16 protein-coding genes are annotated in these 17,782 nt (G+C 72.1%); 5 read left to right on the forward strand and 11 right to left on the reverse strand.

Translation table 11 applies throughout. The annotated features are described in order from the left end of the window. The first annotated feature begins 96 nt into the window (after positions 1 to 96). On the forward strand, positions 97 to 1,659 hold the full coding sequence (locus tag GVL03_RS02735; protein WP_159499263.1) for a PucR family transcriptional regulator: 1,563 nt from the start codon (positions 97 to 99) through the stop codon (positions 1,657 to 1,659). Between the two features lie 7 nt (positions 1,660 to 1,666). After that, entirely contained in the window at positions 1,667 to 3,025 is a 1,359-nt protein-coding gene (locus tag GVL03_RS02740) for an FAD-binding oxidoreductase (protein WP_159499265.1), read from the forward strand. A gap of 138 nt (positions 3,026 to 3,163) precedes the next feature. Here the strand turns inward: GVL03_RS02740 and GVL03_RS02745 are convergent, their stop codons facing one another. Continuing rightward, positions 3,164 to 4,627 carry a helix-turn-helix transcriptional regulator gene (locus GVL03_RS02745; protein ID WP_159499267.1) on the reverse strand — a complete coding sequence of 488 codons (1,464 nt, stop codon included), beginning with the start codon at positions 4,625 to 4,627 and terminating at the stop codon, positions 3,164 to 3,166. A gap of 142 nt (positions 4,628 to 4,769) precedes the next feature. On the opposite strand from GVL03_RS02745, the gene aceA reads away from it, so the two are divergent. Both aceA and aceB read left to right on the forward strand, forming a co-directional pair. After that, positions 4,770 to 6,086, forward strand: a complete 1,317-nt coding sequence (gene aceA / locus GVL03_RS02750; RefSeq protein ID WP_159499269.1) for an isocitrate lyase — start codon at positions 4,770 to 4,772, stop codon at positions 6,084 to 6,086. Positions 6,087 to 6,291: 205 nt separating this feature from the next. Further along, on the forward strand, positions 6,292 to 7,959 hold the full coding sequence (gene aceB, locus GVL03_RS02755; protein ID WP_159499271.1) for a malate synthase A: 1,668 nt from the start codon (positions 6,292 to 6,294) through the stop codon (positions 7,957 to 7,959). A gap of 141 nt (positions 7,960 to 8,100) precedes the next feature. On the opposite strand, the gene GVL03_RS02760 is transcribed toward aceB, so the two are convergent. From GVL03_RS02760 to GVL03_RS02775, 4 genes are all read right to left on the reverse strand, one after another. Further along, positions 8,101 to 8,487, reverse strand: coding sequence for a VOC family protein (locus GVL03_RS02760; RefSeq protein WP_159499273.1), 387 nt, complete (start codon positions 8,485 to 8,487; stop codon positions 8,101 to 8,103). 154 nt (positions 8,488 to 8,641) lie between these two features. Further along, on the reverse strand, positions 8,642 to 9,004 hold the full coding sequence (locus GVL03_RS02765; RefSeq protein ID WP_159499275.1) for a hypothetical protein: 363 nt from the start codon (positions 9,002 to 9,004) through the stop codon (positions 8,642 to 8,644). A 282-nt stretch (positions 9,005 to 9,286) separates the two neighbouring features. After that, the gene (locus tag GVL03_RS21975) at positions 9,287 to 9,913 is read right to left on the reverse strand and encodes a hypothetical protein (protein WP_200847035.1); all 627 of its coding nucleotides are present in this window, start codon (positions 9,911 to 9,913) and stop codon (positions 9,287 to 9,289) included. Positions 9,914 to 10,048: 135 nt separating this feature from the next. Continuing rightward, positions 10,049 to 10,834, reverse strand: a complete 786-nt coding sequence (locus GVL03_RS02775) for a coenzyme F420-0:L-glutamate ligase (RefSeq protein WP_159499277.1) — start codon at positions 10,832 to 10,834, stop codon at positions 10,049 to 10,051. A gap of 115 nt (positions 10,835 to 10,949) precedes the next feature. Between GVL03_RS02775 and GVL03_RS02780 the strand changes: the two genes are divergently transcribed. After that, entirely contained in the window at positions 10,950 to 12,149 is a 1,200-nt protein-coding gene (locus GVL03_RS02780; protein ID WP_159499279.1) for a pyridoxal phosphate-dependent aminotransferase, read from the forward strand. A 62-nt stretch (positions 12,150 to 12,211) separates the two neighbouring features. Here GVL03_RS02780 and GVL03_RS02785 read toward each other — a convergent pair whose 3' ends face one another. The 6 genes from GVL03_RS02785 to GVL03_RS02810 form a co-directional block, all read right to left on the reverse strand. Then, the gene (locus tag GVL03_RS02785) at positions 12,212 to 13,963 is read right to left on the reverse strand and encodes an L-aspartate oxidase (RefSeq protein WP_159499281.1); all 1,752 of its coding nucleotides are present in this window, start codon (positions 13,961 to 13,963) and stop codon (positions 12,212 to 12,214) included. Between the two features lie 49 nt (positions 13,964 to 14,012). Further along, positions 14,013 to 14,420: an SIP domain-containing protein gene (locus GVL03_RS02790; protein ID WP_159499283.1), complete on the reverse strand. Its 408-nt coding sequence runs from the start codon at positions 14,418 to 14,420 to the stop codon at positions 14,013 to 14,015. 313 nt (positions 14,421 to 14,733) lie between these two features. After that, a complete protein-coding gene (locus GVL03_RS02795; RefSeq protein WP_159499285.1) occupies positions 14,734 to 15,870 on the reverse strand; it encodes a UDP-N-acetylmuramate dehydrogenase in 1,137 nt (378 codons plus the stop codon). 6 nt (positions 15,871 to 15,876) lie between these two features. Beyond that, complete coding sequence (locus tag GVL03_RS02800) at positions 15,877 to 16,284, reverse strand: MaoC/PaaZ C-terminal domain-containing protein (RefSeq protein WP_235037991.1); 408 nt, start codon at positions 16,282 to 16,284, stop codon at positions 15,877 to 15,879. 113 nt (positions 16,285 to 16,397) lie between these two features. Further along, positions 16,398 to 16,844: a MaoC family dehydratase N-terminal domain-containing protein gene (locus GVL03_RS02805; RefSeq protein WP_159499289.1), complete on the reverse strand. Its 447-nt coding sequence runs from the start codon at positions 16,842 to 16,844 to the stop codon at positions 16,398 to 16,400. Positions 16,845 to 16,924: 80 nt separating this feature from the next. Beyond that, a complete protein-coding gene (locus GVL03_RS02810; protein WP_159499291.1) occupies positions 16,925 to 17,728 on the reverse strand; it encodes a sulfite exporter TauE/SafE family protein in 804 nt (267 codons plus the stop codon). Positions 17,729 to 17,782 lie beyond the last annotated feature (54 nt).

Here is a 17,782-nt window from a genome sequence, read left to right on the forward strand (position 1 = left end):
TCCGAGCGCCGCACTCGCCTGGACGTACATGGAGACCCAGGGATGCGCCACGATGTATATCGAGGGTGTGCCGCCGGGCACACCGAGGAGATCCACATGACCGCGCCCCCCGCCGACTCCCCCACCCTCGGCGCCCTGCTCGCGCGCCGCGACCTGCACCTGCGCCTCGACGGCGCGGGCGATCCGCAGACCCTCGCGCGCCGCATCCGCGGGGTGCACAGCTCGGACCTGCCCGATCCGACCCCGTTCCTCGCCGAGGACCTCGCCCTGCTCACCACCGGCACGCAGTTCCTCGGCGTCAGCGACGACCGCCCCTACGACGACTATGTGCAGCGTCTGCGCACCCGCGGCATCGCGGCACTCGGGTTCGGCACGGAGGTCGTGCGCGACGGCGTGCCGGCCGGCCTCGCCGCCGCGTGCCGCGCGCACGGACTGCCCCTGTTCGAGGTGCCGTACCGCACGCCCTTCATCGCCGTGGCCCGCGCCAACGCCGAGGCGATCGCGGCGGAGCAGTACGCTCGGCGCAGCTGGGCGCTCTCGGCGCAGCGCGCGCTCTCGCTCGCGGCGCTGCGCACCGACGGGCTGCGCGCCACCCTCGAGGAGCTCTCCCGCCAGCTCGGCACCTGGGTGGGGCTCTTCGACGCGGCCGGAAGCCTCGCGCAGGAGCATCCGACCGGTCGGATCGACCCCGCCGTCGCCGCCGAGCTGCGCGAGGAGGTGGGCACGGTGCTGCGGCGCGGCGCGCGCGCGGGCTCGGCGCTGCGGATCGGCGACGTGCCCTTCAGTCTGCAGACGCTCGGCCGGGGCGGCCATCTGCGCGGGGCGATCGCCGTCGCCGCGGACGACCTCGACCAGGAGGCACGGGGGATCGTCGTCACCGTCGTCGCGATGGCGGGGCTCGCCCTCGAGCAGCAGCAGAGCCTGACCCACGCCCGCACGGCGCTGCGCGCGGGGCTCGCCGCATCCCTCTCCGCCGACGAGCCGGCGCTCGCGCGGCGCATCTCCCGGGCGGTGTGGGGCGGGTTCCCGAGCGCGCCCGTCGTCATCGGGCTCACCTCCGCCGCGGCGACGCGGCGCGACGACGCGCTCGAATGGCTCGAGTCGACCGCCGGCGAGAGCTCCGGTGCGCTCTTCTTCGGACGCCTCGACGACGGGCTGCTGCTGCTCGTTCCGGCCGACCGCATCGGAGTGCTCGAAGAGCTCGCCGGGCGCTTCGGCATCGCCGTCGGCACGTCGAACGCCGCGGGGCTCGACGGCGTCTCCGCGGCGCTGGCGCAGGCTCGCGTCGCCCGCGACCGCGGCGGCGACGGGTTGAACGGGTTCGACTCGGTGCGCGGGGGCATCCTCACCCTGCTGGACGCCGAGCAGGCGCGGGCGATCGCGGCCGCCGAGCTCGCACCGCTCCTCGGGCACGACGCCGCCGAGGGCACGCGACTGGTCGAGACGCTGCGCACCTGGCTCGACAACGACGCGTCGCACGAGTCGGCCGCCCGCGCCCTCGGCGTGCACCGGCACACGGTGCGCGCTCGGCTCGCGCTCGTCGAGCGGGTGCTCGGTCGCGACCTGACCGCGTTCTCGACCCGCGCCGAGCTCTGGCTCTCCCTGCAGTCTCTCCTCTGGCCCCGTGAGGTCGCCCCCGCTCCAGGGTGTCCGCGATGATGGAGAGATGTCGTGGTGGTGGCGGGATCTCGGCGGGGCGCCGGCGGCACGGGCGGGGCTCGACGGCGACCTCGACGCGGACGTCTGCATCGTCGGGGGCGGGTACACGGGGCTCTGGAGCGCCTACTACCTCGCACGGATGCAGCCGAGCCTGCGGATCGTGGTGCTCGAGGAGCGCTTCGCGGGCTTCGGCGCCTCCGGGCGCAACGGCGGGTGGCTGACCAACTCCGTCACCGGCGGGCGCGAGCGGTACGCGCGCACGCACGGCCGGCACGCCGCGATCGCGCAGCAGCGCGCGCTGAACGACGCGGTCGACGAGGTCCTCGGAGTCTGCGCACGGGAGGGGATCGACGCGGACGCGCGAAAGGACGGCGAGTTGACCGTCGCGCGCTCGGCGGCACAGCTCGCCCGGATGCGGGACTTCGCCGCATCCGAGTCCCGCTGGCCGGGCGCCGACGTGACCGTGCTCGACGCCGCCGAGACCGCGGAGCGCGTGCGAGTCGCCGGCACGGCCGGGGCGATGTGGCATCCGCACTGCGCCCGCATCCATCCGGCCAAGCTCGTGCGCGGGCTCGCCGCGGCCGTCGAGCGGCTCGGGGTGACGATCCACGAGGGCACGCGTGTCGACGAGATCCTCCCCGGGGTCGCCCGCACCGCGCGCGGCACCGTGCGCGCGACCCACGTCATCCGGGCGACCGAGGGCTTCACACCGACGCTGCGCGGCGAGCACCGCACGTGGCTGCCGATGAACTCGTCGATGATCGTGACCGAACCGCTGCCGGCCGCCGCCTGGGACGAGATCGGATGGCGCGACGCCCCCACGCTCGGCGACTTCGCCCACGTCTACATGTACGCGCAGCGCACCGCCGACGGCCGCATCGCGTTCGGCGGACGAGGCGTTCCGTACCGCTACGGTTCCCGGGTGGATGGCGAGGGCACGACGCCGGAGCGCACGGTCGAGTCCCTCACGGACCTGCTGCGACGGTTCTTCCCCGCGGCAGCCGGGGTGCCGATCGCCCACGCGTGGTCGGGCGTGCTCGGCGTGCCGCGGGACTGGGCGGCGACGGTGGGGCTCGACCGCGCGACCGGCCTCGGGTGGGCGGGCGGCTACGTGGGCACCGGCGTCACCGCGACGAACCTCGCCGGCCACACGCTCGCCGACCTCGTGCTCGGCCACGACGCCGAGCGCACCCGGCTCCCCTGGGTCGGCCACCGCGCCCGCCGCTGGGAGCCCGAGCCGCTGCGATGGCTCGCCGTGCGGGGCGTCTACGGCGCATACCGGCGCGCGGACCGCGCGGAATCCGCATCCGCCTCGCCGCGCACGTCCCCCCTCGCGCACCTCGCCGATCTGATCTCCGGGCACTGACCCGAAAGTCTCCCCGGAGTGGGGAGATTTCGCTTCCTTCGTTGGTCGTCAGCGACCCCGGCCGCTGAAGCGAAAGTCCCCGCTCGCGGTCCCGGAGCGAGGGAGCAACGCTCCGAGACGAACGGCGGCGAACGGCGCTCACGCCGGGGCGTGACCGGCCAGGAACTCGTAGACCTCGGTCGTGTCGACGCCGGGGAACGCCCCCGTCGGCAGCGTCGCCAGCAGCGTACGCGGGGTCCGGACGTTCGGCCAGGAGTTCTCTCGCCACGCGGCCTCCAGCTCCGCCGGGGCCCGCCGGCAGCACACCTCGACCGAGTGCTTCGACATCCCCCGGTTCGGGGTGTCGCGGCCGAGGAACCACTTGGTGTCGTCGAACCGCACGCCCACGCTCACCGAGTGCTGCCCCTCGCTGGAGTTCTCCACCCGCGCGGTGCACCAGTACGTGCCGTTGCCGGTGTCGGTGTACTGGTAGTACGGGTTGAAGCGGTCGTCGACGTCGAACACCACGCGGCTCGTCCACCGCCGGCAGCACATCTGCCCCTCGATCGCGCCGAGCCGGTCGGCCGGGAAGTTCACGTCGTCGTTCTCGTACGCCTTCGTGATCGTGCCCGACTCGTGCACCTTCAGGAAGTGCACCGGGATGCCCAGATGCACCGACGCCAGATTCGTGAAGCGGTGCGCGGCCGTCTCGTACGACACCGAGTACCGGTCGCGGAGATCCTCGATCGAGATCGCGCGGTCGGACTTCGCCGCCTGCAGGAACGGTACGACGTGGGACTCGGGGATCAGCAGAGCCCCGGTGAGATAGTTCGTCTCCACGCGCTGGCGCAGGAACTCGGCGTAGCTCGTGGGCTCGCGATGCCCCAGGATGCGGCTCGACAGCGCCTGCAGCACGGCCGTGCGCGGGTCCCCCTTCTGCGTCAGCTTGCTCGAGAGGTACAGCCTGCCGTGCTTGAGGTCGGCGACGCTCCGGGTGGTCTGCGGCAGATCGGGCACGTAGTGCAGCGTGAATCCCAGGTGGGCGGCGATATCGCTGGCAGTGCGCTGCGTGAGCGGTCCGCCCGGGTGGCCGACGGCGTCCAGGAGTCTGCGCGCCTGCTCCTCGAGGTCGGCGAAGTAGTTGTTCTGGTCGCGCATGAGGTGGCGGAGGTCGACGTTGGCCCGCCGCGCCTCCTCCGGCGTCGCGGACCGCTCGTCGCGCAGCCGCTCGATCTCGCCCTGCAGCGCGAGCATCGCGCGGAGGGCGTCGTCGGGCACGGTCTTGCCGATCCGGAACGGCGCGATGCCGAGCGCCTGGAACGTCTGGCCGCGCATCGCCCGCTCGATCGAGATCTCGAGCGCGGCGCGCTCGTCGAGCGGCTCCGCCTCGAGCAGGGCGTCGATCGTCGTGCCGAGGGCCTTCGCTATCGCGCGCAGCAGTGTGAGCTTCGGCTCCCGCTTGCCGTTCTCGATCATCGAAAGCTGGCTCGGCGCGCGCTCGACGGCGGCGGCGAGCTCGTCGAGGGTCATCCGGCGCTCGGTGCGGAACTGACGGATGCGGCGGCCGATGGTCAGCGCATCGGCTTCGGCGTCGTCGCCGAGCTGATCTTCCGTGATCGTCATGGATGGGATTGTGTCACGTGAGCAGAATAATGGCAAAACTTCTCCTCAAGAACTTCTGTTTAGACCATCGAACTTCACACATAGTGGATCCACAACCCGCCGGGACATCGATCGTCCCGGCATCCGATCACAGGAGACCGACATGACGATCCACGCCACCCCCGGCCAGCCGCCGCTTCGTGCGGGCGATCAGACGGAGACCCCGGCGGAGCTCCAGGAGATCTGGGACACCGACCCGCGCTGGGACGGCGTCTCCCGCACCTACACCGCGGAGGACGTCGTGCGCCTGCGCGGCTCGGTCCGCGAGGAGAACACCCTCGCCCGTCGCGGCGCCGAGAACCTCTGGAACCTGCTGCACACCGAGGAGTACATCCGGGCGCTGGGCGCCTACACCGGAGGCCAGGCCGTGCAGCAGGTGCGCGCGGGGCTCAAGGCCATCTACCTCTCCGGCTGGCAGGTCGCGGCCGACGGAAACCTCGCCGGCCAGACCTACCCCGATCAGAGCCTCTACCCGGCCAACTCGGTGCCGGCCGTCGTCCGCCGCATCAACAACGCGTTGATCCGGCAGGACCAGATCGAGCACGCCGAGGGCGAGATCACCCAGGATTGGCTGGCGCCCATCGTCGCCGATGCCGAGGCCGGCTTCGGCGGCCCGCTGAACGCCTACGAGCTCGCGCACTCCCTCATCCAGGCCGGTGCCGCCGGCATCCACTGGGAGGACCAGCTGGCGAGCGAGAAGAAGTGCGGCCACCTCGGCGGCAAGGTGCTCGTGCCCACGCAGCAGCATATCCGCACGCTGGGCGCCGCCCGGCTCGCCGCCGACGTCGCGGGCGTTCCGACGGTCATCATCGCCCGCACCGACGCACTCGCGGCCGACCTGCTCACGAGCGACGTGGATCCGCGCGACCAGGAGTTCGCCACCGGCGAGCGCACCGAGGAGGGCTTCTACCGGGTGCGCCCGGGGCTCGACGCGGTCATCGGCCGCGGCCTCGCCTTCGCCCCGTACGCCGACCTCATCTGGGTCGAGACGGGCGAGCCCGACATCGAGCTGGCCCGCGCGTTCGCGAGTGCCATCCACGCCGAGTACCCGGGCAAGATGCTCGCGTACAACTGCTCACCGAGCTTCAACTGGAAGCGGCACCTCGACGACGACCAGATCGCCTCGTTCCAGGCGGAGCTGGCGGAGCTCGGCTACAAGTTCCAGTTCATCACGCTGGCCGGGTTCCACGCGCTGAACTACTCCATGTTCGATCTCGCCTCCGGCTACGCCGAGCGCGCCATGAGCGCCTACGTCGAACTGCAGGAGGCCGAGTTCGCCGCCGAGTCCCGCGGCTACACCGCGACCCGGCACCAGCGCGAGGCGGGGACGGGCTACTTCGATCACGTCTCGAGCGCACTCAACCCCGACAGCGCCACCCTGGCCCTCGCGGGCTCCACCGAGACCGCGCAGTTCCACTGACCATCGGGATGCCGCGGCCCGCCATACCACCCGGCCCACCGCGTCTCCCCACCGGTTCACCTGTCGCGATCCGTCGCCACGACCGACGGTACGCGACAGGTGAACCGCATCCCTCTCGGCTCAGCTGTCGCGATCCGTCGCCGAAAACCGGCGGAATGCGACGGGTGAGCGTCGCCTTCGGGCGCAGACCAGAAAGCGAAGGATCATGACAATCACCGACACGGGCTCCCCGCCTCTCACGCACACGTCCCCCATCCCCGCCCAGACGCACCGCCCGACGATCGAGATCCTCGGGCCCCTGCGCGACCGCTACGACGAGATCCTCACGCCCGACGCGATCGTGTTCCTCGCCCAGCTGCACCACCGCTTCTCCGGCCGCCGCCACGACCGGCTCGCCGAGCGGATGCGGCGCCGCTACGAGATCGGCAACGGCCACGACCCGCGGTTCCGCGACGACACGGCCGGCATCCGCAACGACCCGGACTGGACCGTCGCCGGCGCCGGTCCCGGCCTCGAAGACCGCCGCGTCGAGATCACCGGTCCCACCGACCCGAAGATGACGATCAACGCGCTGAACTCGGGCGCGAAGGTCTGGCTCGCCGACCAGGAGGATGCCACGAGCCCCACCTGGAGGAACGTGGTCGAGGGGCAGCTGTCGCTGCGCGACGCGATCCGCGGCGAGCTGTCGTTCACGAGCGCCGAGGGCAAGCAGTACGCGGTCACCGCGACCGAGACGCCCACGATCGTGATGCGCCCGCGCGGCTGGCACCTGCCCGAGCAGCACCTGCGCTTCATCGACCGCGCCGGACGGGGCCTGTCCGCATCCGGATCGCTCGTCGACTTCGGGCTGTACTTCTTCCACAACGCCGCACAGCTGATCGCGAACGGCCGTGGTCCGTACTTCTACATCGCCAAGCTCGAGTCGAGCGAGGAGGCGAAGCTCTGGGACGACGTCTTCACCTTCAGCGAGCAGTACCTGGGTCTGGATCACGGCACCATCCGCGCGACGGTGCTGATCGAGACCCTGCCGGCGGCGTTCGAGATGGAGGAGATCCTGTACGAGCTGCGCGACCACTGCGCGGGGCTGAACGCCGGCCGCTGGGACTACATCTTCTCGATGATCAAGAACTACCGTGGCCGCGGCGCCCGCTTCTCGCTGCCGGACCGCAGCCAGGTGACGATGACCGTGCCGTTCATGCGCGCGTACACCGAGCTGCTCGTGAAGACGTGCCACAAGCGCGGGGCCTTCGCGATCGGCGGCATGAGCGCCTTCATCCCGAACCGGCGCGACCCCGAGGTCACGCGGCAGGCGTTCGAGAAGGTCGCGGCCGACAAGAAGCGCGAGGCCGGCGACGGCTTCGACGGCACGTGGGTGGCTCATCCCGACCTGATCCCGGTGGCACGCGCCGAGTTCGACGCGGTGCTCGGCGACCGGCCGAACCAGGTCGACCGCCGGCGCGACGACGTCGAGGTGGGTGCCGCCGATCTCATCGACGTGCACATCGGCCGTCCGATCACCGAGGCGGGCGTGCACGGCAATGTGTCGGTCGCCATCCGGTACATCGAGGCGTGGCTGCGGGGCCTGGGCGCCGTCGCCATCGACAACCTGATGGAGGATGCGGCCACCGCCGAGATCAGCCGCTCCCAGGTGTGGCAGTGGATCCACCAGGACCAGCGCACCGAGAACGGCACCCCGATCACCCGCGAGTACATCGAGGGACTGATCGATCAGGTGCTCGGGGAGGTCACCCGGTTCGACGGCGACCGGTTCGAGGACGCCGCCGAGGTGTTCCGCGACGTGGCGCTGCACGAGGAGTTCCCGACGTTCCTGACGCTCGGCGCCTACTCCCGCCACCTGGTCGACGCCGGGTAGCCCGCGCCGATCGATCGACGGATAAACCGCGAGACTGCATCTGCGCGCCGAGACAGTGGGGTTACCCCGCTGTCTCGGCGCGCACGTGCCGTCTCGCGGTCCTGTCGGCGGAGGGGGCGGGAGCGGGGGACGCGACCGGTGTCACCGCTGGTCGCGACGCAGCGGATGACCCTCCGGGATCTGCACCAGATGGATGAGGACACCATCCGGATCGGCGATGTGCGCCTCGATCAGCCCCCAGGGCTCGACTCGCGGCTCACGCCGCGACACCGCGCCGGCGGACACGACACGGGCGTACTCGACCGCCACGTCGCGAACCTGCATCCACAGGGCCAGCGACGTCGACGCCGCGGCGTCCGCGCGCCCCGACACCTCGAGAAGGCCGTTGCCCACGAAGAACACCGTCCCCGGCGCCTCCGCCGGACCGAACTCGCGGTAGACGCCGAGGCCCAGCACGTCCCGGTAGAAGGCGCGGGTGCGCTCCAGATCGGTCGGCCGCAGCAGGATGCGGCTGCTCAACACGTCCATCGCGCCATCGTCGCATGCCGGACGCTCTCCGGCACCCTGCGCGTCGAACTCCCCTCCCGCCTCTCCACGCGCGTTGCGCGACCCGCGGCGTGCGTCACGGGGCGAGAAGCGGGAGGAGGGCGTCGGGAGCGGCGAGCCACAGATCGGACACCACCTACCCGATCGTCGTGCACGCGCCGAGCCACCGGGCGTCGTCCGGCTCGGCGAGCGCCCGCAGGAGCGGGTCGAGATCTCCCTCGAATCGCGTGACGAGCGCGCCCGACCAGATCCCGGCGTCGTCCTCGGTCGTCTGCAGCGGATCACAGCGGTAGAACGCGACCGGATCGAACCCCGCGGGGACCGCGCCCGCCGCGGGGCGCTCGGCGGAGCCGTCGAGCGGATCGGCGCAGGTCAGCTCCGCGGTCGGCGTGGCATCCGGTCGCGGCTGCGCACCGACGCCCAGGATCACCCCGCATCCGGAGAGCAGTCCGATCCCGAGAACCGCGGCCACACCCGCTCCGCCGCGCCACGCCGCCATGGAGGAACCCCCTGTTCGTCACCTCCGACGCTAAGCGATCGACGCCGCGCCGGTGCAACGGGGCGATAACGATCGGCGTCGTGGACGATGCGGGCCCGGCGCATCAGCGGCCCGGGCACGTGCAGAGCCTCCGTGGTGGCGAGCGTGCCATCGACGCCGCTGCCCTTCGTCTCGGAGCTGCACTCCTCGCTCAGGGACCGCAGGGTCGGCACAGCCGTCGGAGAAGGATCGTCGGGTGGGTGCGTCCGCCCCGCTGGGGGGAGAACGGGACGGACGCACCGGTCACTGCGCGTTCTGAGCGGGCTGGTCGTCGATCTGCTCGAGGCCTCCCACGCTGACGGTTCCGCCGCCACCACCGGACCCGCCGCCGAAGCCGCCGCCGAAGCCGAAGCCCCCGCCGCCGCCGAAGCCACCGCCGCCACCGGGCACGGGCTCGGGCTCACCGACGTTCACCTCGCCGTCGGGCTCGGCCACCGGCTCGGGCTCCCCCACCGTCACGGTGCCGGCCGGGGCCGGCACCCAGTCGATGATCACCGGAATGCCGTCCGGCCCGACCTCCCAGACCGGGACGTCAGCGGTCCGGTCCTCGGAGTGGATGCGATCGCAGGCGATGTCTCCGACGAGGCCGGTCAGGCATCCGCCGGCTCCGACGTCCACAGGATCCGGCTGCGGCACCGGATCCGGCTGCGGCACCGGCACGGGGTCCGGCTGGGGCGTCTCGTACTGGTACAGGTCGCCGCAGTCCGCCGAGTTGCGGTACTCGGGCACGCCATCCACACCGATCACGCGCTCGATGCCGCCGTTGGCGCACTGCGGCTGGGCCGATGCGGCGGTGGCTCCGCCCAGCACGAGTGCACCGGCGCTGAGACAGCCGGCAGCCAGAACGGCCAGGTATCGCTTCTTGCTCATGTGTTCTCCTCGGTCGATCAGGTGATCGGCGACCGCCGGGGCATGCCGCCGCGTGGCACATGGGAGAAGACTCTATTCAGACCCGCGCCCGCACGCCGGAAGTTGTCCACAGGCCCGGAAGCACGCGGACCTGCGTCAGGCCAGGGGCGGGGCGGGCTCCTGGCCCTCACGGCCGGCGGCGAAACCCGCGGTGTACGCCTCGTCGGTGCCGAGACGGAACATGTCCGCCGCTCCGGTGCGCACGAGCGTGCGGGCGCCGGGCACGTCGACGGCGGCCGTCACGAGGCGCCCGATCCCCCGCACGACGGCGACCGGAGTCCCCGCCGCCTTGCCCTTGACCAGGTCGGTCGCCCCCGCCAGCTCGTCCGCCACGACCGGCACCGTCACGGCCAGGGGCCGACCCTGCGTGTCGGTGGCGCCCCGCAGGTCGTCCACGACGTGCACCCCGGCCGCCCCGATGGCGACGTCCGTCTGCCCCAGCCGCCACGCACGACCGAGGGTGTCGCTGACGATCACGCCGAGCCGTACCCCGAACCGCTCGCGCAGCGCCGCGCACAGCCGACGCGCCGAGGCATCCGGATCCTCCGGCAGCAGCAGCACCGTGCCCTCCGCCGTGTTCGACGCATCCACCCCGGCTGCGGCCCCCACGATCCCGAGCCGGTTCTCGACGATGCGGGTCGCGCCTCGCGTCGCGACGACGCGGATCGTCTCCGCCGTGATGGCGTCCTCGCGATCGGATGCGGCGACGACGCGCCCCTCGGCCTTCGAGACGATCTTGCTGGTCACGACGAGGATGTCGCCGTCGCGGCATCCGTCCGGATCCTCGGCGAGCGCGTCGCCGATCAGCCGGACGAGATCGTCGCCCGGCGTCACCTCGGGGATCCCGTCCAGCGCCCAGATCCGTAGCCCGCGACCGTCCATCGGTTCATCGTTCCACACGGATCGGGGGCGGGGCCGGGGCGCTGTCCTGGGAACACGTCCAGCGCTGCGGCGACGACAGGGACGACGACAGGGATCGGGCCGATACGCTCGTATCGTGACCGAACGCGCTCCTGTCTCCCGCAAGCTCTCCGCCATCGCCGAGTCGGCGACCCTGAAGGTCGACGCGAAGGCCAAGGCGCTGCAGGCCGCCGGACGCCCTGTGATCTCCTACGCGGCGGGCGAGCCGGACTTCGCGACGCCCTCGTTCATCGTCGATGCCGCCGCTGAGGCGCTGCGGGTCCCGGCGAACTTCCGCTACACGCCCGCGGCCGGGCTCCCGGTGCTCCGCGAGGCGATCGCGGCGAAGACCCTGCGCGACTCGGGTCTCGAGGTCGACCCGAGCCGGATCGTCGTCACCAACGGCGGCAAGCAGGCGGTCTACCAGGCGTTCCAGGCCGTCGTGAACCCGGGCGACGAGGTGCTGCTGCCCGCGCCGTACTGGACCACCTACCCCGAGGCGATCCGCCTGGCCGACGGCACCCCGGTCGAGGTGTTCGCCGGCGCCGACCAGGAGTACAAGGTCACCGTCGCGCAGCTCGAGGCGGCCCGCAACGACCGCACCACCGTGCTGGTGTTCGTCTCGCCCTCGAACCCGACCGGCGCCGTCTACACGCCGGAGGAGACCCGCGCCATCGGCGAGTGGGCGCTCGCCCACGGCATCTGGGTGATCACCGACGAGATCTACCAGAACCTCGTCTACGAAGGCGCCCGCGCGGTGTCGATCGTCGAGGCCGTGCCCGAGCTCGCCGAGCAGACGATCCTCGTCAACGGCGTCGCGAAGACCTACGCCATGACCGGATGGCGCGTCGGCTGGATGGTCGGGCCGAAGGACGCCATCAAGCTCGCGGCGAACCTGCAGTCGCACCTGTCGAGCAACGTCAACAACATCGCCCAGCGCGCAGCGCTCGCGGCGTTGTCGGGCCCGCAGACCGAGGCCGAGCAGATGCGTCTGGCGTTCGACCGCCGCCGCCGACTGATCGTGGGCGAGCTCGCGAAGGTCCCCGGCGTGACGGTGCCGAACCCGCTCGGCGCGTTCTACGTCTACCCCGACGTGCAGGGCCTGCTCGGCCGGGAGTGGGAGGGCACGACACCGACCACGACCCTCGAGCTCGCCGACCTCATCCTGGACAGGGCCGAGGTGGCGGTCGTCCCGGGCGAGGCCTTCGGCCCGTCGGGCTACCTGCGTCTGTCGTACGCTCTCGGCGACGACGCGCTGCTCGAGGGCATCCAGCGCCTGCAGCGCCTCTTCGCCTGAGCCCGCCCGATCCCGAGCGGCAAGAGCGGCTCGGCGTGCACGCCGGGGGCGGAACGCGGGGGCTACTCCACGAGCTTGCCCGCGACGCTCACCTCGCGCATGAGCGCGGCGATGTCGGCGGAGATCTCGGGCAGCTCCTCGAACTCGAGCCGTCCGGGCCCCGACCACACGAAGTTCCCGCGCAGCCCCGGGTCGGTCTCGGGGAAGTCGCTCCGGTTGTGGCAGCCGCGGGTCTCGCGCCGGGCGCGGGCGGCCTCGAGCGTCGCCCGCGCCGCCAGGCTCGACGCTCGGAGGTCGAACGCGTGCGCGAGGTCCTGGAACCCCGCGATGTCGGGGTGCACCCCGATGCGCACCGCGCGCTCGTCGACCGCGTCCAGCTCGGCGAGGCCCCGGTCGAGACCCGCCTCGGTTCGCACCACCCCGCCGTGCTCGGTCATGAGGTTCCGGATGCCGCGCTGCAGCGCGCGGACGTTCTCCGGGCCGTCGGCCGCGAGCAGCGCGTCGACCTCGGCCGCCGCGTCCCGCTCCGCGCCGGCGCTCCGCCGCTGCGCGGGAAGTGCCGCGGAGTAGTCGGCCGCGGCCTCGCCGACGATCCGCCCGTAGACGAGGAGCTCGATGAGCGAGTTCCCGCCGAGGCGGTTCGCCCCGTGCAGCCCGCTCGAGGCCTCACCGATCGCGTACAGGCCGTCGACGCCGGTGCCGTGGTCCCCTGGGCGTACCCAGACACCGCCCATCGAGTAGTGCGCGGTGGGCGCGATCTCGATCGGGGTGGTCGTGATGTCGAGCATCTGCAGTTCGAGCATGGTCTGGTAGACCCGCGGCAGCCGCGTCATGATCGTCTCGCGCGGCAGGTGCGACACGTCCAGCAGCACACCGCCACCGGGCGTGCCCCGGCCCTCGGCGATCTCGGTGTACGCGGCGAGCGCGACGCGGTCGCGGGTGGACAGCTCCATCCGCGCGGGATCGTAGCGATCCATGAACCGCTCGCCGAGACCGTTGCGGAGGATCCCGCCCTCGCCGCGCGCCGCCTCCGAGATGAGGGTTCCCGCGGCGCTCTCGGGCTCGATGATCCCGGACGGATGGAACTGCACGAGCTCGGGGTCGCGCAGGCGTCCGCCCGCCTCGACCGCCAGCCGGAACGAGTCGCCCGTGTTCTCGTCGCGGCGGGAGGAGGTGCGCCGCCAGATGCGGTTGTGTCCGCCGGCGGCGAGGATCACCGCATCCGCGTGGATCAGATACCGCGTCCCGTCGACGAGATCGAACCCGTACGCTCCGAAGACGACCCCGTCATCGACGAGGATGCGGGTGATGTAGATGCTGTCGAGCACCGGCACCGCGAGCTGGCGCACGCGGTTCACGAGGGTCCGCTGGATCTCGAGCCCGGTGTAGTCGCCGCTGAACGCGGTGCGGCGGTAGGTGTGCGCGCCGAAGAATCGCAGGCTGATGCGCCCGTCGTCCTCCCGCGCGAACGGCATCCCGTACCGCTCGAGGTCCTCGATGCCGCGGGCGGCTCCCCGCGTGACGGTCTCGACCGTCCGCGGGTCGCCGAGCAGGTATCCCTCGAGCAGCGTGTCGGCCGCATGCTGCTGCCACGAGTCGTCGGGGTCGATCGTCGCGAGCGCGGCGTTGATCCCGCCTGCGGCGAGCGAGGTGTGCGCGTCGGCGACGGGGCGCTTGCCGACCGCGATGACGTCGACGCCCTTCTCCGCGAGCTCGATCGCGGCGCGCAGACCCGACCCGCCGGTGCCCACCACGAGCACCGTCGTGGCCAATCGTCGGGTGTGCAGTCGAACGGATGCAACGGGCGCGGGCATGGAAGACCTCCGTGTCTTTCAGGGACGACCGGTGATCCCGGCCGAGACGTCACGCGGCGCGCAGCTGCGCCTGCGCCATCCGCACGATGTGGGGCGACGTGCGCGGACCGAGCCACACCGTGCAGGGCGTGGTCTCGTCGTCGACGACCCACTCGGCGCACCAGGCGTAGATGCCGACGGCAAGACGCTCGCCGCGGCCGCGCACGGCGCACGGCGAGGAGTCGCAGCCGCGCCGCTCACGGATCAGCCAGGTCACGGCGACGTTCTCCGGGACCCGCACACGGTGGCGCTGAATGGTCGTGAACGATTCGATCAGGATGCTGGCCGTGACCTCGGGCGACAGCCGGCGGGCGATGGCCACCATCGTGGGGACGTCGTGCGCATCGCCGGCGAGCAGCACCGCGCCTTCGATGCTCTCCCAATCGGGCTCGGAACGAGACGGGCTGGCCAACTCCATGCCAGAAGCTTAGGTAAGCCTTACCTATAGCACAAGCCTTGATCTCGCGTCTTGTCGCTCAGCACCCCGCGAGCGCAGCGCGAGCCCGGTCGCCGAGCGAGCGTAGCGAGACGAAGCGCCCCCGCGGAACGACGGCACCGCGTCCCTTCGTCTCGGAGCTGCGCTCCTCGCTCAGGGACCGAGATCGGGAGACCTCCGCGTCAGCTGCCCCGGGCTCCTCGCTCAGTCCCCGAAGAGCGGGGGCTTTTCGGGGCGGCACCCCGGTCGATGACCATCCGGGAGGACCCGGGGATCCCTCCCGGGGGTTCTCTGGTCAGAGCTCGACGCCGACGAGCACCGGCTCGGGCTGCAGGATCAGCCCGAACTCCTGCTGCACCCGCTGCTGGATGAACCGGGCGAGCTCAGCGAGCTCGGCGGCCGACGCCCCACCCTGATTCGTGAGGGCGAGCGCGTGCTTGGACGACACGGCGGCACGCGAGCGCGGCAGCCGGAACCCCTTGCCGATGCCCGCGTGCTCGATGAGCCATGCCGCACTCACCTTGACGTCGACGGCGTGCGCGACCGGAGCCGGCACCCAGCCGTCGAAGCGATCGAGCGGGATGACCCGCACCGGCTCGATCGTCGGCTGCAAGGGCCAGCGCGGGCACTCCGGCGGCAGCGAGCGGGCGAACTGCTCCGACACGATCGCGTTCTGGAAGAACGAGCCGGCCGACGCGGTGTCCGCATCCGCCTCGTCGAGCACCATGCCCTTGCGACGCCGGGTGCTGAGCACGTGATCGCGCACCCAGCCGAGGGAGACCGACGAGCCGGGCTCGAGGCCGAGAGCCTGCCGCAGCTGCTCGCCGCGGACGGGATGATCGCCGTGTCCGACCTCGAGCAGATCGAGCGTCACCGAGAGGATGACCGCGCGGCGCGCGGGCACGGAGCCGTAGTGGTGCTTCAGCACGGAGGTGCGGAAGCCGAGGCCGAGATCCGCCGCGGGCACCACCGATACCTCGCCGCTCGCCTCGTCGACGAGCTCGACCTCGACGAGGGTCTGTGCGATGTCCTGCCCGTAGGCGCCGACGTTCTGCACGGGTGCCGCGCCGACGGTGCCCGGGATGCCCGACATCGCCTCGATGCCGGCCAGCCCCTCGGCCACGGTGTATGCGACGAGGGCGTCCCAGTCGTGGCCGGCCTCGACCCGCACGCGCGCCGTTCCCGCGCTCGCGCCGGGCAGACGCTCGATCCCCTGCGTGAGCACGCGCACGACGGTGCCGTCGAACGGCTCGTCGCCGACGAACAGGTTCGACCCGCCGCCCAGCACGAACCACTCGTCGCGGTCGGCCCAGATCTCGTGCAGCGCGTCGAGCAGCTCGGCCCGGGTGCGCGCCTCGCGCATCCGCTCGGGCGCCGCGCCCGTCCGCAGGGTGGTGAACCGCGCGAGCGGCAGGGAGTCGACCTCGGCCATGGGCACTCAGGCCACCCGGATCCGCACCTGCGCCTTGCCGAGCACCGTGGTGTCGGCGTGGGTCACGGTGAGGTCCACCCGGGCGGTCTCGGCGTCGACGGCTCCGATCGTGGCGACGACCTGCACGTCGGCGCCGTTCTCGGGGTCGACGACCACCGGGCGGGTGAACCGCACGCCGTACTCGAGGATGCGGCCGGCATCGCCGAGCCACGGGACCAGGGTCTCGACGGCCAGACCCATCGTCAGCATCCCGTGCGCGAGCACGCCCGGAAGACCCACGCGCTCGGCGACGTCGTCACGGTAGTGGATGGGGTTGAAGTCCCCGGATGCGCCGGCGTAGCGCACGAGCGAGTCCCGGGTGAGGTGCACCTCGCGCTCGGCGACGACGTGTCCGACCTCGAGCGCTCGGCCCACGCGCCCCGAGGCTCCAGGCGACGCGCCAGCGGCGTCTGGAGTGGGCGTGACTGGGCCCACGCGCCCCGAGGCTCCAGGCGACGCGCCAGCGGCGTCTGGAGTGGGCGCGGGGATCATTCCTCTCCCCCGATCAGCAGCACGGAGGTGGCGGTCACGACGTGGGCGCCGCCCGCATCCGTGATCTCCGCCTCGCTCGTGACCATCGCACCCTTGCCGATCGCGCGCACGCCCGTGACCCTCAGCCGCCCGACGAGCTCGTCGCCGGCGACGATCGGGCGCGAGTAGCGGAAGCGCTGCTCGGCGTGGATGGCGCGCTCGAGGGCGATGCCGGAGTCGGGCTCGGAGAGCAGCTGCTGCAGGGTGAGGTCCTGCACGACCATGGCGAAGGTGGGCGGCGCCACGACGTCGGCGTAGCCGAGAGCCGAGGCCGCGGCGACATCGGTGTGCTGCGGATCGGTCGCGAAAACGGCGCGGGCGAACTCGCGCACCTTCTCGCGGCCGACGAGGTACGGCGGTGTCGGCGCGAAGGCGCGACCGACCAGCTCGGGATTCACGGGCATGCCCTCATCCTACCGAGCGCGACCGACGACCCTCGGGGCACGACCGTGCCAAATGCGCCCGGGGCGGACAGGGGCGACGCTCAGCGAGTGCGTCCGCGCACCGCCTTGATCGCCATCTGCACGCCGATGAACACGAGGAACGCGGCGAAGAGGATGTTGCCGAGCAGCGGATCGATGAGCGTCGCGATCCAGGCGCCGAGGGCGGTGGTCGTGCACGCCGCCACGCCGACGCAGACGGCCGCCACGAGGTCGACGTTCCTGCGACGGACGTTGCCGATGGTCCCCGACACGGCGGTCGGGATCATGAACAGGAGCGACGTGCCCTTGGCCTCGAGGTCGCTCGCGCCGAACAGCAGCATGAGGATCGGCACGACGATCACGCCGCCGCCGACCCCGATGAGACCAGCCATGACGCCCGTGAACACGCCGACCACGACGAGCGCGATGCCCGCCCAGACCGAGAGCTCGATCTGTGCGTCGCGCGAGGGGATCACGATGAACAGGCTCACGACGACGACGGCCACGAACGCCACGAAACCCCAGCGCAGCGCCGTCTGCGAGATGCGCGGCAGGAGCCAGGTGCCGATCTGCGCGCCGATCACGGCTCCGACGGCGAGGAGGATCGCGGGCACCCAGGCGACGGATCCGTGCACGGCGTAGGAGACGACGCCCACCGCGGCGGTCGGCACGATCGCGGCGAGCGAGGTGCCGGCCGCCAGGCGCTGGTCGAACTTCAGGAACAGCACGAGCAGCGGCACGATGACGGTTCCCCCGCCGACGCCGAAGAGGCCGGAGAGGAGGCCGGCCAGCAGGCCCGTGCCGATGCAGACGAGGAAGAAGGCGGGCGTACGCGCCGGGAGGGTGCGTTCGGGGGCGTCGGTCACGCCTGCGAGCCTACCGCCGGGCGGCCAGCGGTCCGTTCCGCACGATCACCGCGC

The organism is Microbacterium sp. 18062, assembly GCF_902706225.1.
Taxonomy (GTDB): Bacteria; Actinomycetota; Actinomycetes; order Actinomycetales; family Microbacteriaceae; genus Microbacterium.